This is a genomic window from Pseudomonas sp. C2B4, from assembly GCF_013359695.1.
GTDB lineage: Bacteria > Pseudomonadota > Gammaproteobacteria > Pseudomonadales > Pseudomonadaceae > Aquipseudomonas.
Genome location: NZ_JABFMU010000061.1, coordinates 1 through 21,248, shown reverse-complemented (window position 1 = coordinate 21,248; position 21,248 = coordinate 1). Strand labels below are relative to the sequence as shown.

General features: G+C 60.8%; 16 protein-coding genes and 1 pseudogene. 8 read left to right on the top strand and 9 right to left on the bottom strand.

Annotation, left to right across the window (positions count from 1 at the left end; genetic code table 11):
* Position 1: 1 nt before the first annotated feature.
* The 7 genes from HNQ83_RS26300 to HNQ83_RS26270 are packed head-to-tail and all read right to left on the bottom strand — an operon-like array spanning position 2 to position 5,424.
* Positions 2-994: a VWA domain-containing protein gene (locus HNQ83_RS26300; protein ID WP_175391732.1), complete on the bottom strand. Its 993-nt coding sequence runs from the start codon at positions 992-994 to the stop codon at positions 2-4.
* Entirely contained in the window at positions 981-1,565 is a 585-nt protein-coding gene (locus tag HNQ83_RS26295) for a DUF4381 domain-containing protein (RefSeq protein ID WP_175391730.1), read from the bottom strand. The genes HNQ83_RS26300 and HNQ83_RS26295 overlap by 14 nt, the downstream gene beginning before the upstream one ends.
* Positions 1,562-2,497, bottom strand: coding sequence for a DUF58 domain-containing protein (locus HNQ83_RS26290; RefSeq protein WP_175391728.1), 936 nt, complete (start codon positions 2,495-2,497; stop codon positions 1,562-1,564). The genes HNQ83_RS26295 and HNQ83_RS26290 overlap by 4 nt, the downstream gene beginning before the upstream one ends.
* Positions 2,494-3,474 carry a MoxR family ATPase gene (locus HNQ83_RS26285; RefSeq protein ID WP_175391726.1) on the bottom strand — a complete coding sequence of 327 codons (981 nt, stop codon included), beginning with the start codon at positions 3,472-3,474 and terminating at the stop codon, positions 2,494-2,496. Before HNQ83_RS26285 ends, HNQ83_RS26290 begins: the two co-directional genes overlap by 4 nt.
* 8 nt (positions 3,475-3,482) lie before the next feature.
* Entirely contained in the window at positions 3,483-4,430 is a 948-nt protein-coding gene (locus tag HNQ83_RS26280) for a transporter (protein ID WP_175391724.1), read from the bottom strand.
* Between the two features lie 12 nt (positions 4,431-4,442).
* Positions 4,443-4,622 carry a hypothetical protein gene (locus tag HNQ83_RS26275; protein ID WP_175391706.1) on the bottom strand — a complete coding sequence of 60 codons (180 nt, stop codon included), beginning with the start codon at positions 4,620-4,622 and terminating at the stop codon, positions 4,443-4,445.
* 10 nt (positions 4,623-4,632) lie between these two features.
* Positions 4,633-5,424, bottom strand: a complete 792-nt coding sequence (locus tag HNQ83_RS26270) for a hypothetical protein (protein WP_175391722.1) — start codon at positions 5,422-5,424, stop codon at positions 4,633-4,635.
* Positions 5,425-5,969: 545 nt separating this feature from the next.
* On the opposite strand from HNQ83_RS26270, the gene HNQ83_RS31350 reads away from it, so the two are divergent.
* Positions 5,970-6,215 (top strand): hypothetical protein, encoded by a 246-nt coding sequence (locus tag HNQ83_RS31350; RefSeq protein ID WP_256669238.1) that lies wholly within the window; start codon positions 5,970-5,972, stop codon positions 6,213-6,215.
* Positions 6,216-6,400: 185 nt separating this feature from the next.
* Here the strand turns inward: HNQ83_RS31350 and HNQ83_RS31345 are convergent.
* Positions 6,401-6,706, bottom strand: a pseudogene (locus tag HNQ83_RS31345) (RHS repeat-associated core domain-containing protein); the annotation flags it as partial.
* Between the two features lie 373 nt (positions 6,707-7,079).
* Positions 7,080-7,505: a YciI family protein gene (locus HNQ83_RS26260; RefSeq protein ID WP_175391719.1), complete on the bottom strand. Its 426-nt coding sequence runs from the start codon at positions 7,503-7,505 to the stop codon at positions 7,080-7,082.
* 419 nt (positions 7,506-7,924) lie between these two features.
* Between HNQ83_RS26260 and tpx the strand changes: the two genes are divergently transcribed.
* The 7 genes from tpx (at position 7,925) to HNQ83_RS26225 (ending at position 21,166) form a co-directional block, all read left to right on the top strand.
* Positions 7,925-8,425 carry a thiol peroxidase gene (gene tpx, locus HNQ83_RS26255; RefSeq protein ID WP_046032182.1) on the top strand — a complete coding sequence of 167 codons (501 nt, stop codon included), beginning with the start codon at positions 7,925-7,927 and terminating at the stop codon, positions 8,423-8,425.
* 178 nt (positions 8,426-8,603) lie between these two features.
* Positions 8,604-9,920, top strand: coding sequence for an MdtA/MuxA family multidrug efflux RND transporter periplasmic adaptor subunit (locus HNQ83_RS26250; protein ID WP_175391717.1), 1,317 nt, complete (start codon positions 8,604-8,606; stop codon positions 9,918-9,920).
* On the top strand, positions 9,917-13,012 hold the full coding sequence (locus HNQ83_RS26245; RefSeq protein WP_175391715.1) for an MdtB/MuxB family multidrug efflux RND transporter permease subunit: 3,096 nt from the start codon (positions 9,917-9,919) through the stop codon (positions 13,010-13,012). The genes HNQ83_RS26250 and HNQ83_RS26245 overlap by 4 nt, the downstream gene beginning before the upstream one ends.
* Before the next feature lie 121 nt (positions 13,013-13,133).
* On the top strand, positions 13,134-16,241 hold the full coding sequence (locus HNQ83_RS26240) for an efflux RND transporter permease subunit (RefSeq protein WP_175391713.1): 3,108 nt from the start codon (positions 13,134-13,136) through the stop codon (positions 16,239-16,241).
* Positions 16,238-17,719 (top strand): efflux transporter outer membrane subunit, encoded by a 1,482-nt coding sequence (locus HNQ83_RS26235; RefSeq protein WP_175391712.1) that lies wholly within the window; start codon positions 16,238-16,240, stop codon positions 17,717-17,719. The genes HNQ83_RS26240 and HNQ83_RS26235 overlap by 4 nt, the downstream gene beginning before the upstream one ends.
* A 354-nt stretch (positions 17,720-18,073) precedes the next feature.
* Positions 18,074-20,155, top strand: coding sequence for a bifunctional diguanylate cyclase/phosphodiesterase (locus tag HNQ83_RS26230; protein WP_175391710.1), 2,082 nt, complete (start codon positions 18,074-18,076; stop codon positions 20,153-20,155).
* Positions 20,156-20,419: 264 nt separating this feature from the next.
* The gene (locus tag HNQ83_RS26225) at positions 20,420-21,166 is read left to right on the top strand and encodes an SDR family oxidoreductase (RefSeq protein ID WP_175391708.1); all 747 of its coding nucleotides are present in this window, start codon (positions 20,420-20,422) and stop codon (positions 21,164-21,166) included.
* The last annotated feature ends 82 nt before the right edge of the window (positions 21,167-21,248 follow it).

Genomic DNA, 21,248 nt, shown 5'->3' with positions numbered 1-21,248 from the left:
CTCAAGCCTCCTGGCGCTGGCGGGCAATGGACAGCCGTGGACGCAGCAAGGCGCCCAGGTGATAGAGCGCGAGCAGGGCTATCGCCGCCCCCAGCGGCCACCAGAACAGATCCTTTTTCGGTTGATGACTGAGGGTTTTCACTTGATGGGGTGTGAGTGTGTCGAGGGTGCTGTAGACCTCGTTGAGCGCGTTGCGGTCTTCGGCGCGGAAGAACTTGCCGCCGGTGGCTTCGGCGATCTGTTGCAAGCTGTCGAGGTTGACCTTGGATTCGCCGGAAGCCCCGGGGTCGCCAATGCCGATGGTGTGAATCACCACGCCTTTGGCGGCCGCCATCTGCGCCGCATGATCCGGGGTGATGGCGCTGCTGGTGTCATTGCCATCAGTGAGCAGGATCAGGATTTTTTCCTGTTCCTGGGCCTGCTCCAGGAGCTTGAGGCTCAAGCCGATGGCATCGCCAATGGCCGTGTTGGGGCCGGCCATGCCGATGCCGGTGTCGTCCAGCAACAGCGACAGGCTGGCGTGATCGAGGGTCAGTGGAGCCTGCGGATACGCGCCGCTGCCGAACACGATCAGACCGAGACGATCCTCTTTGCGCTTGTCGATGAAGCCGTGCACCACGTCCTTGACCGCCGCCAGGCGATTTATTTTCTCGCCGTTGGCGTCGGTGAAGTCGGTGGTTTCCATCGACTGCGAAAGGTCGATGGCCAGCATCAGGTCGCGCACCGGTTGCTGGCGCTCGATGGGTTTTTCCACATACACCGGCCGGGCCGCCGCCAATAGCAACAGCCCCCAGACCAACAGGTTCAACAGCAACTGCCAACGGTTGCTGCGGGTGCCCGCCTGGCTCGGTGCCTGGCCGACCGCACGACTCATGGCGGCAAAAAACGGTACTCGTACCGCGCTACGTGCCTCGCGGTAATCGGGCAGGTAGCGGTAGCCGAACCACGGCAAGGGCAGCAGCAACAACAACCAGGGGTAATCAAGCTGCCACATGATGATGCTCCACCCAGTGTTTGCAGGTGTCGAACAGTTGTTGGCGGTGTTCGGCGGGGAGGGCGCGCAGGGTGGCGTCCGGGGCGTAGGCCAGTTGGGCGAGTTGCTGGCTGAAATCGGCGGGCAGGGGCTGCCGAATGTGCTGCTGGAGGAAGGTTTGCCAATCCTTCCCCCCAAACGGCGCAGGACCCTGTGGGAGCGAGCCTGCTCGCGAAAGCGGAGTGTCAGTCACCTCATGTGTTGAATGTCGGGTCGCCTTCGCGAGCAGGCTCGCTCCCACAGGGGGATTTGTGTTGGGCATTGAGAGGGCGGTGCGCTTGAGCAGCTCTGGCAGTTCGCGCAACGCGTTCAAGTCATCACTGCGCTGCTGCAACTGCGCCAGGCGAACCAGCGCCTCGCGCCGATAACGATCACGCCGCCATTGCCAGTAGCGCCGGGCGGCGATGACTAGCGCGGTGATCACCAGCAACCCGAGCAACACCCACCAACCCCAGGTCTGTGGCGCATAGCTGACCGGCGCCGGAAGGGCGATCTCCTTGAGTTGCTCGATGCTCGGGATGTTCGGATTCATGGCCGTGCCCCGGCCCGCTTGCCCAGTTCCGTACGCAGTTGCTCGTGCGCCTCGGTGGCGGTGCTGAACATCATCAACGGCACCTGGCTGCGGCGCAGCAGGGTGGCAACGTCCTTGAGCCGGCCGCTGAGAAAATCGCCCAGCGGCTGGTGCACCTGTCGACGCTCAACCGCCAGTTCCACCTGCAACTGGCCCTGGGTGATCAGCAAGCGGCCATTGTTCGGCAGGTTCAGTGCCAACGGATCGTAGACCTGCATGGCGATGACATCGTTGTGTGCCGCCAGCTGTCGCATCAGCTGCAAGGTACGTTCGCCGGCACCGGCAAAGTCGCTGACGATACAGATCAGGTGATCATGCCCCGCCAGCGCCAGGCACTGTTGCAACACCTTGTCGAGCTGGTCTTCGCCTTCTGCGTCCGGATTGGCCGCGCTCAATTCCTGATTCTGCTGGACGATACGGCTGCACAGCGCTTCGATCCGCTTGCGGCTGCGCAACGGCGCAACGCTATCGATGCGCTGGTCGTTGAACACCAGTCCACCGACCCGGTCGCCGGCGTTGAACACCATCCATGCCGCCAGCGCGCCGAGTTCGGCGGCGAGGGCGGATTTGAAGCTACGCTGCGAGCCGAAAAACATGCTCATGCGTTGGTCGACCAGAATCAGCGCCGGGCGGTCCCGCTCCTCGGTGAAGGTACGCACCACCGGCTTTCCGGTGCGCAGTGAGGCGCGCCAGTCCAGGTGGCGCAAATCATCGCCGGGTTGATAACGGCGCAATTCATCGAAATTCAAGCCACGGCCACGCAGGCGCGAGGCATGGTTGCCAGCGAGAATGCTGCCCTGGGGCTGGCGGGCGAGAAAACTCAGGTCACGGGCCTTGAACTCCAGGGCCATCAGCTGCGCCAGGGAGACATAGACCAGACCATCGACATTCATGCGGGAATCGCCACTTTGTCGAGCAAGCGGTCGAGTACCTGATCGGCCGTCACGCCATCGGCGACCGCGTCGTAGCTCAGTTGCAGGCGATGACGCAGCACCGGGTGCACCACCGCACGCACGTTATCCGGCGAGACGAAATCCTGGCCCTGCAACCACGCATCGGCGCGGGCGCAACGGTCCAGGCCGATACCGCCGCGGGGACTGGCGCCGATGGCGATCCAGCGCGCAAGGTCGGCATCGTAGTCGGCGGGATGGCGGGTGGCGTTGATCAGGTCGATCAGGTAGCGGTCGATGGCCGTCGAGACGTGTACGGCACTGACTTCCCGGCGCGCAGCGAAGATCACGTCCTGGGCCAGGGCGAAGCCCTGCACCGCAGCCACCTTGGCGCCCAGGGCTTGCTCTTCTTCGCGCAACAGGCGCAGGACCTGGCTTTCGTTCTCGGCGCTCGGGTAATCGAGCAGCACCTTCATCAGGAAGCGGTCCATTTGCGCTTCCGGCAGCGGGTAGGTGCCTTCCTGCTCGATCGGGTTCTGCGTGGCGATCACGATGAACAGATCCGGCAGCGCATGACTGTTGCCGGCCACGGTGATCTGCCGTTCTTCCATGGCTTCGAGCAACGCGGCCTGGACCTTAGCTGGCGCGCGGTTGATCTCGTCGGCCAGGATCAGGTTGCCGAACAAGGGCCCCGGCTGGAAACGGATCTCGTTTTTGCCGTCGACCTGATGCAGCACTTCGGCGCCGGTAATATCCGATGGCAGCAAGTCCGGGGTGAACTGGATGCGGCTCATCTTCGCGTCAAGGTGCCTGGATAGCGCCTTGACCGTGCGGGTCTTGGCCAGCCCCGGCAGGCTTTCCAGCAACAAATGCCCGTTGGCCAGCAGGCCGAGGAGGATTTGCCGGATCACCTGATCCTGGCCCAACACCGCTTCGGCGATGCTGGCTTGAAGGGCGTTGAGATCATTGAGTACGGTCATGCAAGCTCCTAGAAAAACGCCAGGGTCAGGTTGACGCTGAAACCGTTGCCTTCGGGCCGGTTCTTGGTGTCGAACTCCGGCACCCAGCGGGCATTGATATTGGCCTGGGCATCGGCGAATTTGCCTTGCCAGCCCACAGTCGGCCCGGCACCCACCGAGCGCCCGCGAAAGCCGCTGTTGGCGCCTGATCCGGAGTCGTCGGTCAGCTGCTGGATGTAACCGGCCACCATGCCGGCGCTCCAGCCATTGCCGAAGCCGTGGGTCCAGAGTGCGTCGAGGGTGAAGAGGTCGCCGTTCTTGTAGTCCGTGGCGTCGTTTTCGGTATAGAACTCAAGCCCTCCGGACACAGTGAATTCACCCCCCTTGCCATCGAGATGGGTGAAGGCCACGGTGGGCATGAAGGTGTAGTTGTTCTGTCCGGCGTTGGCCAGGCGATCATCGTTATAGGCGCCGGTCGGCAGGTAGATCGGTAGCGACAGCGAGAGGTGGTTGACCTCGTCGAAGTGGTAGCCGGCAGCGATGGGTGTCACCAGAAGGTCGGCGAACTGGGTGGCGGTGTCCTCGGTGCCCAGGGTATTGCCACGCGCCCCGGTGATGCTCGCGGTAATGTCGGTGTATTGCACCGGCACGCCGATGGCCGAGGCGTAGTTCCAGCGACTTTTGCCGGTGTCCCAGACATGGGTGAAGTTGGCCATGGTGTAGGACACCTTCAAGTCAAGGCCGGTACTCAAGGCGCCAACGATTGGCACTTGTGTGTTGCCTTTAAGCTCACCGTCGTACCAGAAACTGCTCAACGACATGACCCAGCCAGGTTCCGGTGGCACGATCCCGGCATTGGAAAATACCTGCAGGCCGGTCATCGGCCGGCCACCACCGCCTTCTGCCGCCATCACCAGCGGACTGCCGGCGACCATGCACAGGGCCAATAAAGGGGGTACTGCAAAAGTCCTGAGCATGCCTGGCTTCGCTTATCGATTGTGTTGGTTTACGGGTGTCGGTAACGGCATTTTCCAGTGGCCGGTGCCGCCTGCGGGCGTAGGCTGCACGGCGGTGTAAGCGGGGCCGGTATCCAGATCCTGAGCGCCGACCCCACAGCTGACGAACATGGTCATCAGGCTGAAACCGGCGGCGCGAATGGCGATGTGCATGGCAATGTCCTCACTTTCCAAACGTGACGTTGAGGCCGGCGAAGAGTGTGAATTTCGGCAGGCCATCACCCTTGTGGTCGACTGTCCACTGCGGTTCTATGAAGGCGTTGAGAATATTAGGCCCGTCCTTCCAGACTTTTCCGCCACCCAAACCGAGGGGGATGTAGTGGGTGTCGTTCTTCAGGTCGTAGGTCCAGATGCCGGTGGAGCGCAGGTACCAGCCGTGTTCAAGGTTGTGGATGACCAAGGGCTGCACGGTGGCGGTTTCGACGTGTGGGCGGTCGTGATCGCCGGCGAATGAACTCTGGTACTGCACCAATGCACCCAGCAGGCCGCGAGGTGAAGAATCGATTGCCACGGCGGCGAACCCGGCTTGCCACTTACCGGTGCCGAGTTCGTCCTGATCGGCGAACGGTGCGGTGATTTGCGGGCCGATACCCAACTGCACGCCCTCGGTCTTGAGCAGGAAAATATCGAACAGATTCAGGTCACCTTCACCGGTGCTGTAGCCGCCGTTCGGATCGGGGCGGGTGCTGATCGGTGCGGTGGCGCGCAGCAGTTGCGGCACACCGATGAAATCGTTGGGGGCAATCGGCAGCGTTCCGCGTACCAGCAGGTCATTGGTGTGAATGTTGGAGTCGTAATACTTCGGGGTGTAGTAATCCTGCAGGTTCATCCCCGGGGCGAGGTTCAGCGGGTTGTTGCTTTTGTTGGCAGTCTCGGCGTTGTCGGCGTGTGCGCACATGAACGGCGCGAACGAAGTGGCCACTAGAAAGACGTGCATCCCCAATATCTTCAACATGATTCCCCGATTCCCTGGTGGCTCATATGGACGACTCGGCACTTGGCGGCCGTTACGACGTAATCTCTTTGCTATCAAGGTTGTAGGACACGTCTCTTGAAGCTAGCAGCTAAATGGGGGTTAGCCAGTCGGAGGGGTTAATTCTTTAGTTTTTTGTACAAGTTTTTTGGTTTTTTTGTGTACTAAAAAGTTAATGCGGATCATTGGGTTGGATGCGATGTTTGCTGTGGATTTGGAAGAGATATGGCCCTGACACAACGCGAAGAACGATGACGCGCAGATGCTGGCTGGCTACGCCAGACCAAGATTGTCCAGCACCCGGTTGGCAACTGGTTACACAAGCATGATCGACCGTTGAATCCCCAATCTGTCCAAATCAACGCCTGATCCGCGAGGTTTGGTCGGATACCGGGTCCGGAAGATATGAAACGTTTCCCTGAGAATCGAAAGTCAACACTGAGTCTTCAATCGTCACACGAGGGGACGTTCCCGATGAATAGGTTGAAACCGAGTTCAACGATTCGTTTGAACCCCACGTAAGGTCATTGCGCCTGCCAGAACCGGACCAAACTGAAATTGTTGAGAAGGATCCTCGCCTTGAACTGGAAAATGCTGACTCAGTGGAGCTGGTTGAGCTTCTTGAACTGATTGAACCGAATGATTGGAGAGATTCGAGGGAGGAAGATGGTGAGCGTAAGGAGCCCGTGGAGTGGGAAGAGGTCAATGAATCAAGTGAGCCTGTCAGGCCAGAGGTGTTATGGGGCCTGATGTTTGCGCCAATTGGCCGATAGGTGAAGGGTGTTGTGATGGGCTCCAGTATTGTGGCGGATGGGGCGGCCATGGTTGCGCCTGGATTGGGCATGGTTGGACGTACGGGAATGCTGGATCCCACCATTCGCGAAGCAGTGCCTCTTCCCGTATGCGCTCGCCCTGCAAATCGGATGAGGTCATCCCAGAAGGAAAAATGCCCGCTCGGATCCCTGCGATTGACTGGATCTCCCAGACAATACACATATGGATTGAGTCCCCCTTTCCCGAATGGACTCCAACTGTCCGGGGTGTCAAAACGCATCAATATCGGATTGAAACCTCGATATCCGTTCCCCAAAAAATAACGCCCGGTCACCGGGTCCTGCCTCTCTCCATTGAACCCCAGAAGACTTAACCAACCGCTGCCGTACCGGCACCCGTATGGTGAATAGGCAATGGGTTGAGTCAGATTGGCGCCAACGGAATGCAGTATCGATTGTTGCTTATCGGTAGCGAGCAGCCGTATACCCATTGTTATTCCGCCGTCTAGTTGCTCTGCGAGAGGTTGTTCGTTGTATTGGAAAATCGACTTTTTCAGTTGGCCCTGAATTTCTGTAGCTAAACGGCCTTTGCAATAGAAGCGTTGAGATTCGGCATCTATCACTGGTGACGTCCTGACGAGCCGATCCAATGGGTCGTACGCGTAGAGACAAAGCCTGATTTTGCGCATCACCAATGCCCCAGAGATTCCCTTGGACGGAGATGCTCAGCTTCACCCTTGATGCAGATGCAGTCCACTAGCAGAACTGATAGGTGTCATTCGCGATGAATCTCTGAAGCAGTCCAAGTGGCGAGAGTACCCGCTCCCTCGCCACAGCGTTTTCAAAGACTGTTTAAAGCAGTACTCAACACTTTTCCCCCCGTCCAAACGCCCGCTCTTCCTGCTCACGCAACTCCGGCGTCAATGCTTCACCAAAATCCTCTGCCTCGAATACCTGGCGAATCTCGATTTCGGCTTCGGTGCCCGGCATCGGGTTGGGGCAGCGCTTGACCCATTCGATGGCTTCTTCCTTTGACTTGACTTGCCACAGCCAGTAACCGGCGATCAGTTCCTTGGTTTCGGCGAACGGGCCGTCGATGACCATGCGTTTGTCGCCTGAGAAGCTTACGCGGGCGCCTTTGCTGCTGGGGTGCAGGCCTTCTCCGGCGAGAAGGATGCCGGCCTTGGCCAATTCTTCGTTGTAGTTGCCCATGGCAGTCAGCAGTTCGGTGCTGGGCATGATGCCGGCTTCGGAGTCCTGGCTGGCTTTTACGATGATCATGAAGCGCATGGTTGTTCTCCGTTGGATTGGGATGACTCACTTATAGTCGAATGACCACTGGCTGGATCGACAACACAGTCGTAGAACATTGCGCAATTCGTCGACGAAATGCTCAAGGCCCGATGCGCGCCTTTCGTCATGAACACCGGGTGGTGGAGGGAGAGGGGGGTACGCTGTGTGCTGGGCGGGTGACGAATTCGGCGATTGCCGGTCTGAACCTGATCCTGTGGGAGCGAGCCTGCTCGCGAATGCGGTGTATCAGTCGACTACCGCATTGCCTGGCATTACGTCTTCGCGAGCAGGCTCGCTCCCACAGGGGATTGGGGGTGTATGCAAGTTTTGTATCCGGGGTAGGTCGCCGATCGATTTCGTGGTTAACTTCGGCCTCTTCACCATTCTCCACAACAACGTTCAGAAGGACTCCGTTCATGGCTCAAGTGACTCTTAAAGGCAACCCGGTTCAAGTCAACGGCCAGCTGCCTCAAGCCGGTTCCAAGGCGCCAGCCTTTTCCCTGGTGGCCGGCAATCTGTCCGACGTTACCCTGAAAGACTTTGCCGGCAAGCGCAAAGTGCTGAACATCTTCCCAAGCGTTGACACCCCGACCTGCGCCACCTCTGTGCGCAAGTTCAACGCTCAGGCCAACGACGTCGCCAACACCGTGGTGCTGTGCATCTCCGCTGACCTGCCGTTTGCCCAGGCGCGTTTCTGCGGCGCCGAAGGCCTGGAAAACGTACAGAACCTGTCGACCCTGCGCGGTGCCGAGTTCATCGAGAACTACGGCGTGGCCATTGCTGACGGTCCACTGAAAGGCCTGACCGCCCGTGCCGTAGTGGTACTGGACGAGAACGACAACGTGCTGCACAGCGAGCTGGTCAAGGAAATCGCTGAAGAACCGAACTACGAAGCGGCCCTTGCCGTTCTGAAATAAGTAAAGCTTTACAATTGTTAACGGCCTGGCCCTGTCCAGGCCGTTTTCATTTGTGTTTCAGTATCTTGGACAAATCTCCTGTTACGTAAGCCGAAGGTAAATTGCCGGTAAAGGCGCTTTGCTTAAGACCCGCCAGTGCTTATCGTTCAGCCTCATGTAAAAGAAGCCCACGCGCCCAATGGTTGATCACTCAATGCAATCCTCTGCTTCCCGTAGTCCCCGTCGCTGGCTGTTTGGCCTGCTTGTCCTGTTGGTCATCGCCGCCCTGTGCTGGAAATTCTGGCCCGGGGGCGCTGCGCCGAAAGAGGGTGCGCAGCCAAAAGCCGTGGCCGGGCACACGGGCAGGTCTGGTGCGATGCGTCCGGGATTCGGCGGCGCATCGGGGCCGGTTCCGGTGCGCGTAGCGCCGGTGGTCAAGGGTGACTTCCCGCTGTACTACAAGGCGCTGGGCACGGTCACCGCGCTGAATACCATCAACGTGCGCAGCCGCGTCGCCGGTGAGTTGGTCAAGATCTATTTCGAGGAAGGGCAGATGGTCAAGGCTGGCGACCTGCTGGCCGAGATCGACCCGCGCCCGTTCCAGAACGCCTTGCTCCAGGCTGAAGGCACCTTGCTGCAGAACCAGGCGCAGTTGAAAAACGCCCAGGTGGATGTCGAGCGTTATACCGGGCTTTACAAGGAAGACAGCATCGCCAAGCAGACCCTGGATACCGCCGTAGCACTGGTCGGTCAATTCCAGGGCACGGTCAAGACCAATCAGGCAGCGGTCAACGACGCCAAACTCAACCTTGAATTCACCAAGATCCGCGCACCGATTGCCGGTCGCGTCGGCCTGCGTCAGCTTGACGTCGGCAACCTCGTCGCGGCCAACGACACCACGGCGCTGGCGATCATCACCCAGACGCAACCGATCAGCGTGGCATTTACCTTGCCGGAGAACAGCCTCGATACCGTGCTCGCACGCTATCGCAGCGGTGCCAAACTGCCCGCCGAAGCCTGGGATCGCGGTGACACCAAGCTGCAGGCCACCGGTGTGTTGCAGAGCCTGGACAACCAGATCGACGTCACCACCGGCACCCTGAAATTCAAGGCGCGTTACGACAACCGCGACCAGTCGCTGTTCCCCAACCAGTTCGTCAACGTGCGCCTGCTGGCCGATACCCTCAAAAACGTGATCCTCGCACCGTCCGCCGCGATTCAGTTCGGCACCAACGGCACGTTCGTCTATGCCCTGGACGGCGACAAGAAGGTCAAGATCCGCCAACTGAAAATCGGCGCCAGTGACGGTGAAAACACCGTGGTCACCGAAGGCCTGGCCGCAGGTGATCGCGTCGTGCTGGAGGGCACCGACCGCCTGAAGGACGGCAGCGACGTGGAAGTGGTCAACGACCCGCAGCAAGTACCAACCAGCCCCGCAGGCCATCTGCAAGGCGGATCGGCGACCAATACCGTTGAGCCGGCACCTGCCGACAAGGCGAAAAAGGGCGGCGCATGAATCTCTCGCGGCTGTTCATCCTTCGTCCGGTAGCGACCACCCTGAGCATGCTGGCCATCATTCTGGCCGGCGTGATCGCCTATCGACTGCTGCCGGTGTCGGCACTGCCTCAGGTCGATTACCCGACCATTCGCGTCATGACCCTCTATCCGGGCGCCAGTCCGGATGTCATGACCAGCGCCGTGACCGCGCCGCTGGAGCGGCAGTTCGGGCAAATGCCCGGCCTGACCCAGATGGCCTCGACCAGCTCTGGCGGCGCTTCGGTGCTGACCCTGCGTTTCAGCCTCGACATCAATATGGACGTCGCCGAACAGCAGGTGCAGGCCGCGATCAACGCCGCGACCAACCTGTTGCCCAAGGACTTGCCGGCGCCACCGGTGTACAACAAGGTCAACCCGGCCGACACGCCGGTGCTGACCCTGGCCATTACCTCCAAGACCATGCTGTTGCCCAAGCTCAATGATCTGGTCGACACCCGCATGGCGCAGAAAATCGCCCAGATCAGTGGCGTCGGCATGGTCAGCATTGCCGGCGGCCAGCGTCAGGCGGTGCGGATCAAGGTCAATCCCGAGGCCCTGGCGGCCAATGGCCTGAACCTGTCGGACGTGCGCACCCTGATCGGCGCCTCCAACGTCAATCAGCCCAAGGGTAACTTTGACGGCCCGACCCGGGTGTCGATGCTCGACGCCAACGATCAACTGACCTCGCCCCAGGACTACGCCAACCTGATCCTGGCCTATGCCAACGGCGCACCGTTGCGGCTCAAGGACGTGGCGGAGATCGTCGACGGTGCCGAAAACGAACGTCTGGCGGCCTGGGCCAACGAAAACCAGGCGGTGCTGCTGAACATCCAGCGGCAACCGGGCGCCAACGTCATCGAAGTGGTGGATCGGATCAAGGCCTTGCTGCCGAGCATTACCGACAACCTGCCGGCTGGCCTTGACGTGGTCGTGCTGACCGACCGTACCCAGACCATCCGCGCCTCGGTCAAGGATGTGCAGCACGAATTGCTCATCGCCATCGCCCTGGTGGTGATGGTGACCTTCCTGTTCCTGCGCCGGGCCAGTGCCACCATCATTCCGTCGGTGGCCGTACCGCTGTCGCTGATCGGTACCTTTGGCGTGATGTACCTCGCCGGGTTCTCGGTGAACAACCTGACCCTGATGGCCCTGACCATTGCCACCGGTTTCGTGGTGGACGATGCGATCGTGATGCTGGAGAACATCTCACGCTTCATCGAGGAGGGCGACAGCCCGCTGAATGCGGCGCTCAAGGGCGCCAAACAGATCGGCTTCACCCTGATCTCCCTGACGCTGTCGCTGATCGCGGTACTGATTCCGTTGTTGTTCATGGCTGACGTGGTCGGGCGGTTGTTCCGCGAGTTCGCGATCACCCTGGCGGTGGCGATCCTGATTTCCCTGGTGGTGTCCTTGACCCTGACACCGATGATGTGCGCGCGGCTGCTCAAGCGTGAGCCCAAGGAAGACGAACAGGGCCGCTTCTACCGGGCCAGCGGTGCCTTCATCGACTGGATGATCGCCGCCTACGGCCGCAAGTTGCAGTGGGTGCTCAAGCATCAGCCGCTGACGTTGCTGGTGGCCATCGGCACCCTGGTGTTGACGGTGTTCCTGTACATGATGGTGCCCAAGGGCTTTTTCCCGGTGCAGGACACCGGCGTGATCCAGGGCATTTCCGAGGCGCCGCAGTCGATTTCCTTCGCGGCGATGAGCGAGCGCCAGCAAGAACTGGCCAAAGTGGTCCTGGCCGATCCGGCGGTCGAGAGCCTGTCGTCCTATATCGGTGTCGACGGTGATAACTCGACGCTCAACAGCGGGCGGTTGCTGATCAACCTGAAATCCCACAGCGACCGGGATCTGAGCGCCACCGACGTGATTGCCCGCCTGCAGCCGGAACTGGACAAGCTGGTCGGTATCCGCCTGTTCATGCAGCCGGTGCAGGACCTGACCATCGAAGACCGGGTCAGCCGCACGCAGTACCAGTTCAGCATGTCGTCGCCGGACTCCGAACTGCTCAGCCTGTGGAGTGGTCGTCTGGTCGAGGCCCTGGCCGACCGCCCGGAGCTGACCGACGTCGCCAGCGACTTGCAGGACAAGGGTTTGCAGGTCTATCTGGTGATCGACCGCGATGCCGCGTCCCGGGTCGGGGTGTCGGTGTCGAACATCACCGATGCACTGTATGACGCCTTCGGCCAGCGACAGATTTCCACGATCTACACCCAGGCCAGCCAGTATCGCGTGGTGCTGCAATCGCAGTCCGGCGAGAAAATCGGCCCGCAGGCGCTGGACCAGATCCACGTCAAGACCACCGATGGCGGGCAGGTGCGCCTGTCCAGCCTGGCCCATATCGAAGAACGCCAGGCGCAACTGGCCATCACCCACATCGGCCAGTTCCCGGCGGTGATGATGTCGTTCAACCTGGCCCCCGGCGTGGCGCTGGGGCATGCAGTGCAGATCATCGAGCAGGTGCAGAAGGACATCGGCATGCCGATTGGCGTGCAGACCCAGTTCCAGGGCGCCGCCGAGGCGTTCCAAGCGTCGCTGTCGAGCACCTTGCTGCTGATTCTGGCGGCGGTGGTGACCATGTACATCGTGCTGGGTGTGCTGTACGAGAGCTACATCCACCCGATCACCATTCTCTCAACCTTGCCCTCGGCGGCGGTCGGTGCCTTGCTGGCCTTGATCCTCAGCGGCAATGACCTGGGAATGATCGCGATTATCGGCATCATCCTGTTGATCGGCATCGTGAAGAAGAACGCGATCATGATGATCGACTTCGCCCTCGACGCCGAGCGCAATCAGGGCATGGACCCGCAAACCGCGATCTACCAGGCGGCATTGCTGCGCTTCCGGCCGATCCTGATGACCACCCTGGCGGCGTTGTTTGGTGCGGTGCCGCTAATGCTGGCCACGGGGTCTGGCGCGGAATTGCGTCAGCCGTTGGGTCTGGTCATGGTCGGGGGCCTGTTGCTCAGCCAGATTCTGACGCTGTTCACCACACCTGTGATCTACCTGTATTTCGATCGCCTGGGTCGGCGCTTCGGCAAGTCCCGAGACGAAGAGGTGGCGGTGTGAGCGTGTTGAACCGTACACCCTGTGGGAGCGAGCCTGCTCGCGATTGCGGTGGATCAGCCACCATTCATGTTGGATATGCGGGCCTCTTCGCGAGCAGGCTCGCTCCCACAGGGGTGGGTCAATGAACCTGTCGGGACCTTTCATCAAACGCCCGGTCGCAACCATGTTGCTGAGCCTGGCGATCATGCTGCTGGGCGGCGTGAGCTTTGGCTTGTTGCCGGTATCTCCGCTGCCGCAAATGGATTTCCCGGTGATCGTGGTGCAGGCCAGTCTGCCCGGCGCGAGCCCGGAGGTCATGGCTTCCACCGTAGCCACGCCGCTGGAACGTTCCTTCGGCGCTATCGCCGGGGTCAACACCATGAGCAGTCGTTCGAGCCAGGGCTCGACCCGAGTGATCCTGCAATTCGACCTGGACCGCGACATCAACGGCGCGGCGCGGGAGGTGCAGGCAGCAATCAACGCCTCGCGCAACCTGCTGCCCAGTGGTATGCGCAGCATGCCGACCTACAAGAAGGTCAACCCGTCCCAGGCGCCGATCATGGTGTTGTCGCTGACCTCGGACGTGCTGGAAAAGGGCCAGCTGTATGACCTGGCGTCGACCATCCTGTCCCAGAGCCTGTCGCAAGTGCAGGGCGTCGGTGAAGTGCAGATCGGTGGCAGTTCCCTGCCGGCGGTGCGCATCGAACTCGAACCCCAGGCGCTGAACCAGTACGGTGTGGCCCTGGATGACGTGCGCAACACCATTGCCAACGCCAACGTGCGCCGACCCAAGGGCTCGGTGGAAGACGGCCAGCGTCTGTGGCAGGTGCAGGCCAACGACCAACTGGAGAAAGCCAAGGATTACGAGTCACTGATCATCCACTATACGGACGGCGCAGCCTTGCGCCTGAAGGACGTGGCCAAGGTCAGCGACGGGGTCGAAGACCGCTACAACAGCGGTTTCTTCAACGACGACTCGGCCGTGTTGCTGGTGATCAACCGTCAGGCCGGTGCCAACATCATCGAGACGGTCAACGAGATCAAGGCCCAGTTGCCGGCGTTGCAAGCAGTGTTGCCGGCCAGCGTCAAGCTGAACCTGGCCATGGACCGCTCGCCGGTGATCAAGGCCACGCTGCACGAAGCGGAAATGACCCTGCTGATCGCCGTGGCCCTGGTGATCCTGGTCGTATTCCTGTTTCTCGGGAACTTCCGCGCCTCGCTGATCCCGACCCTCGCGGTGCCGGTGTCGCTGGTGGGCACCTTCGCGGTGATGTACCTCTACGGTTTTTCGCTCAACAACCTGTCTTTGATGGCGCTGATTCTGGCCACCGGGCTGGTGGTGGATGACGCCATCGTGGTGCTGGAGAATATTTCCCGGCACATCGACGAAGGCATCAAACCGATGAAGGCCGCCTATCTCGGGGCCCAGGAAGTCGGCTTCACCTTGCTGTCGATGAACGTGTCGCTGGTGGCGGTGTTCCTGTCGATCCTGTTCATGGGCGGGATCATCGAGAGTCTGTTCCGCGAATTCTCCATCACCCTGGCGGCGGCCATCGTGGTCTCGCTGGTGGTTTCGCTGACGCTGACCCCCATGCTCTGTGCCCGCTGGCTCAAACCGCACACGCCGGGCCAGGAAAACCGCCTGCAACGCTGGAGCCAGCGCACCAACGAATGGATGGTCGGCAAATACGCCACCAGCCTCGACTGGGTGCTGCGCCATCGCCGCTTGACCTTGCTCAGCCTGATCGTGACCGTCGGGGTCAACGTTGCCCTGTACGTGGTCGTGCCGAAGACCTTCCTGCCGCAGCAGGACACTGGCCAGTTGATCGGTTTCGTGCGTGGCGATGACGGTCTGTCGTTCAGCGTGATGCAGCCGAAAATGGAGATTTTCCGCCGCGCCGTGCTCAAGGACGATGCGGTGCAAAGCGTCGCCGGTTTCATCGGTGGCACCAACGGCACCAACAACGCGTTCATGCTGGTGCGCCTCAAGCCCATCAAGGAACGCAATATTTCTGCGCAAAAAGTCATCGAACGCCTGCGCAAGGAAATGCCCAAGGTCCCCGGTGCGCAGTTGATGCTGATGGCTGACCAGGACCTGCAATTCGGCGGTGGCCGTGAGCAGACCACGTCGCAATACTCCTACATCCTGCAAAGCGGCGATCTGGGGGCGTTGCGCGAGTGGTATCCGAAAGTGGTCACCGCGCTCAAGGCCTTGCCGGAACTGACCGCCATCGACGCACGTGAAGGTCGCGGTGCACAGCAGGTGACGCTGATCGTCGACCGCGACCAGGCCAAACGCCTGGGCGTCGACATGGACATGGTCACCGCGGTACTGAACAACGCCTACAGCCAGCGGCAGATATCGACCATCTACGACAGCCTCAACCAGTACCAGGTGGTCATGGAGGTCAATCCGAAATACGCCCAGGACCCGATCACCCTGAATCAGGTCCAGGTGATTACCGCCGACGGCGCGCGGATTCCGCTGTCGACCATTGCCCATTATGAAAACAGCCTGGAAGACGACCGGGTCAGCCATGAAGGCCAGTTCGCTTCGGAAAGCATTGCCTTCGACATGGCCGAAGGCGTGACGGTGGAGCAGGGCGGTGCCGCCATCGAGCGGGCCATTGCCGCTGTAGGTCTGCCGGAGGATGTCATCGCCAAAATGGCCGGCACCGCCGATGCCTTCGCCGCGACCCAGAAAAGCCAGCCGTTCATGATTCTCGGGGCGCTGGTGGCGGTGTACCTGGTGTTAGGGGTGCTCTATGAAAGCTACATTCATCCGTTGACCATTCTCTCGACCTTGCCTTCGGCGGGCGTCGGCGCATTGCTGTCGATCTATGCCCTGGGCGGCGAATTCAGCCTGATCTCGTTGCTGGGGCTGTTCCTGCTGATCGGCGTGGTGAAGAAAAACGCCATTCTGATGATCGACCTGGCCTTGCAACTCGAACGCCAGCAAGGCATGGCACCGCTGGAATCGATCCGCAATGCGTGCCTGCAACGCCTGCGACCGATCCTGATGACCACCCTGGCGGCGATCCTGGGCGCCTTGCCGTTGTTGCTGAGCCGTGCCGAAGGGGCGGAAATGCGCCAGCCGCTGGGCCTGACCATCATCGGCGGGCTGATCTTCAGCCAGGTGCTGACCCTTTACACCACCCCGGTGGTTTACCTCTATCTCGATAAACTGCGCCATCGTTTCAACCACTGGCGAGGTGTGCGTACCGATGCTGCTCTGGAAACTCCGCTATGACTGACCGTTCGCTGTTCAACCTGGCCACACCGCTGATCTCCTCCCGAGGCTCGCGGTTGCTGAGCCTGTCGCTGTGCGCGGCGATGCTCAGTGCCTGCGCCATCGGCCCGGATTACCAGCGTCCGCAAACGGCTGCGCCGATGGAGTACAAGGAAGCCGCCGGCTGGCGTCAGGCCAGCCCAAGCGACTCCCTGGCCCGCGGCGCCTGGTGGGAGCTGTACGGTGATCAGCAACTCAATGGTCTGATCGAGAAACTCAACAGCGCCAACCAGACGGTTGCCCAGTCCGAAGCCCAGTACCGCCAGGCCCAGGCTTTGGTGCGCAGCGCCCGGGGCGCGTTTTTCCCGACGGTGGACCTGACCCTCGGGAAAAACCGCTCCAGCCAGGGCACCGGCAGCAGCAGTTCGAGCCTGACCAGTTCGTCCAGCGGTATCCGTGATACCTACACCGCGCAGGCCGGGGTCAGTTGGGAAGCGGATGTGTGGGGCAAGCTGCGTCGTGGTCTTGAAGCCGACACCGCCAATGCCGAGGCCAGCTACGCCGATCTGGCGGCGATGCGCTTGAGCCAACAGTCGGAACTGGTACAGAACTACCTGCAATTGCGGGTCATCGATGAGCAAAAGCGTCTGCTGGAAGCGACCGTCGAGGCCTACCAGCGCTCACTGAAAATGACTGAAAACCAGTACCGTGCGGGTGTTTCCGGCAAGGACGCGGTGGCCCAGGCACAGACTCAGCTCAAGAGCACCGAAGCGGACATGGTCGATCTGATCTGGCAACGCGCCCAGTTCGAAAACGCCATTGCCGTGTTGATCGGTCTGCCGCCGGCGGAGTTCAAGCTGGCTGAAACCCAGGACATTCCGGCCTTGCCCGAGGTGCCGCTGAGCCTGCCTTCGCAACTGCTGGAGCGACGCCCGGACATTGCGTCCGCCGAGCGCTCGGTGATCGCCGCCAATGCCAACATCGGCGTGGCCAAGGCGGCTTATTACCCGGACCTGACCCTGAGTCTGAACGGTGGTTACAGCAGCAGTACGTCGAAAAACCTGTTCAGCGTGCCCAACCGTTTCTGGTCGGTGGGGCCGCAACTGGCCATGACCTTGTTCGACGGTGGCCAGCGTTCGGCAGAAGTGGATCGCAGCGAAGCGGCCTACGATGAAACCGTGGCCAAATACCGCCAGACCGTACTCGACGGTTTCCGAGAAGTGGAAGACTTCCTGGTTCAGCTCAAGGTCCTGGAGGATGAAGCCGTGGTTCGTCAGCAGGCCCTGGACGCGGCGCGCGAATCCCTGCGCCTGACCCAGAACCAGTACAAGGCCGGCGTGATTGCCTATCTGGACGTGGTAGTGGTTCAAGCCACGGCCTTGAACAATGAACGTACGGCGTTGAGCCTGTTGCAGAGCCGCTTGATCGCCAGCGTGCAGTTGATTGCGGCGTTGGGTGGCGGGTGGGATGGGCAGCTTCAAGCGAGCAACGAGCAGTAAGTCACGGGCCTTTGGGGAAACGCTTTCCCTGTGGCGAGGGGATTTATCCCCGTTCGAGCGCGAAGCGGTCGTAATGACGGCTGACTCGTTGTAGCAGCAATTGCAGGGGCCGCTCCGCGTCCCGACGGGGATAAATCCCCTCGCCACAATGCTCTGTGCCGTGCGGGGCAAACGCGTCTGTTTCGGTGTTTTCAGGCAGTAACCGGGTTAAGGTGAAACCTTAAAACAAGCGTTTCATCGGACTGATGGCTAAATGATTACTTTTTCAGTGCGTTCTTTTACGCAATCAGTACAATCGCCCGATTTGCCCCACCGAGAAGGGAAGCAGTACGGGGGGCGGTGGCGAGACGTCTTATGCTCATCGGTAGTTACTCTCCAACGCTGGTTGTCATTTCGCTTTGCGTGGCGATCCTTGCTTCCTATACGGCGCTCGACCTGACCGGGCGTATTGCCACCGCCAAGGGCAGGGCCGTGCATTTATGGACGGCAGGCGGCGCTTTTGCCATGGGTATTGGCGTGTGGTCGATGCATTTCATTGGCATGCTCGCGTTCAAACTGCCCATCGACCTCGGTTACGACCTCACTATTACCTTGCTGTCGCTGCTGATCGGCATCCTGTCCTGCGGTTTTGCCCTGTGGCTGGTCAGTCAGCCGCAATTGCCGGCCTGGCAACTGGCTTTTGGCGCACTGGTGATGGGGGCGGGAATCAGCGCCATGCATTACACCGGCATGGCCGCCATGCGCATGCAACCGGGGATCGATTACGACCCGACTCTTTTCAGCACCTCGTTGCTGATTGCGGTCGGCGCTTCCGGGGCGGCGTTGTGGATCGCATTTCATCTGCGCCAGCACACGCCCCATGTGCGCCTGATCCGTGGCGGTGCGGCGGTGATCATGGGCATAGCGATCGTCGGCATGCACTACACCGGCATGGCGGCGGCACGCTTTCCGGACGGCAGTTTCTGCGGAGCGGCCAGCAACGGCCTGAACGGCAATGGCCTGGACAACCTGGTGCTGATCACCACCCTCGCGGTGCTGAGCATCGCCTTGCTGACCTCGATCCTCGATGCGCGCCTGGAAGCCCGCACCGCCAGCCTGGCCCTGTCGCTGACCGAAGCCAATCGTGAATTGACCCAACTGGCCCTGCACGACACCCTGACCGGCCTGCCGAATCGCGTGTTGCTGGCCGACCGCATCGATCAGGCGATGTCCAGGGTGAACGCCGAGGGTGGCTGTTTTGCGTTGATGTTCATCGATCTGGATGGCTTCAAGCCGGTCAACGACGCCTTCGGCCATCACATGGGCGATCAACTGTTGCGTGAAGTCAGCCTGCGGCTGCGCGAGGATCTACGCAGCCAGGACACCCTGGCGCGCATCGGCGGTGACGAGTTCGTGCTGTTGGTGCAATTGAGCGAACAGAATGACGCGATGAACCTCGCGGCGCGTCAGGTGGGGTTGATCGCGCGTTCGTTCCGCGTCGCTGAACATGATCTGCAAATCTCCGCCAGCGTTGGCATCGCGCTCTACCCGGGCAATGGCCAGACCGCCCATGAATTGCTGATGAACGCTGACGCCGCGATGTACCACGCCAAGGGCGCAGGCAAGAACGGCTACAGCTTCTTCGATGCTTCGATGAACGGCAATGCGCGCAAGCAGTTGCAACTGCTGCAGGACCTGCGCAACGCCGTTGAAGAACGGCAGTTCAGTTTGTATTACCAACCCAAGTTCGATGCCAATAACGGCAAGCCTGTCGGCGCTGAAGCGTTGTTGCGCTGGGAGCATCCGACCCAGGGTATGTTGCTGCCGGACAAGTTCATCGAACTGGCGGAGAAGAGCGGGCTGATCATTCCGATTGGCGACTGGGTGCTCAACGAAGCCTGCCGGCAGATGCGCGAGTGGTATGTGCTGGGCTATACCGACTGGCGCATCGCGGTGAACCTTTCTGCCTTGCAGTTCTGCCACGCCGGGCTGGTGCAAAGTGTCGCCAAGGCGCTGGACACGCACCGTTTGCCGGCCAACAGCCTGACCCTGGAGATCACTGAAACCACCGCCATGAGCGATGCCGATGCCAGCATGACGGTGCTGCAGGAACTGTCGGAAATGGGCGTCGATCTGTCGATCGATGACTTCGGTACCGGTTATTCGAGCCTGATGTACCTCAAGCGCCTGCCGGCCAACGAACTGAAAATCGACCGTGGCTTCGTGCGTGACCTGGAACGTGACAGCGATGACGCGGCCATTGTTTCCGCCATCGTCGCCCTCGGCCAGGCCTTGGGCCTGCGCATTGTCGCCGAAGGCGTGGAAACCGGCGTGCAACAGGACTTCCTGACCCAGCTTGGGTGCGATTCGTTGCAGGGTTACCTGCTCGGTCATCCGTTGCCGGCCGAGCGCTTCATGGTGGAAATTCATCGCTCGGAGCAGTTGGCGCTGGCCTGATTTGTGGCGAGGGGATTTATCTGTGGCGAGGGGATTTATCCCCGTTGGGGCGCGAAGCGGCCCTCAATTTACTCAGAAAAACCCATTCTTCCAGTCAGATTGGGATTCACCGAATTTACGGCTGCTGCGCAGCCGGACGGGGATGAATCCCCTCGCCACAGAAAATAACCTTGCCACAGGGTGCGATAACCGCACCATGCAAAAACCAAAAAGGACGGTTATTCTTCCCCCCGACCGCTTACGCTTGAAACGGGGAAAGCATGCATGGATAAAGTCATCGTCATCACCGGCGGCAGTCGCGGCATTGGTGCCGCCACAGCCCTGTTGGCCGCAGGACTTGGCTACCGGATCTGCATCAACTACCAGTCTGATGAAGAGGCGGCGCACGGTGTGCTGGAGCAAGTCCGCGCACTGGGTGCTCAGGCCATTGCAGTGCGCGCCGATGTCAGCATCGAAGACGAAGTGATCGCCCTGTTCAATCGGGTGGACAGCGAACTGGGCCGGGTCACAGCGCTGGTGAACAACGCCGGCACCGTAGGGCACAAGTCCCGGGTCGACGAGATGTCCGAATTCCGCATTCTCAAAATCCTCAAGACCAATGTGCTGGCGCCGGTGCTGTGCGCCAAGCACGCGATCCTGCGCATGTCGCCCAAGCACGGCGGGCAGGGCGGCAGCATCGTCAACGTCTCCTCGGTCGCCGCGCGGCTGGGCTCGCCCAACGAATACGTCGACTACGCCGCCTCCAAGGGCGCGCTCGACACCTTCACCATCGGCCTGTCCAAGGAAGTGGCGGGTGAGGGGATTCGCGTCAACGCGGTACGTCCGGGTTACATCTACACCGATTTCCATGCATTGAGCGGCGATCCGGATCGGGTCAGCAAGCTCGAATCGGCGATCCCGATGGCCCGGGGCGGGCGGCCGGATGAAGTGGCCGAGGCGATTATCTGGTTGTTGTCGGATAAGGCTTCTTATGCGACCGGGACTTTTGTTGATTTGGGGGGCGGGCGCTAGAGCGTTAGATTTTGATTGCCGGATCTGGCCTCTTCGCGAGCAGGCTCGCTCCCACAGTTGATCGCGTACCCCTGTGGGAGCG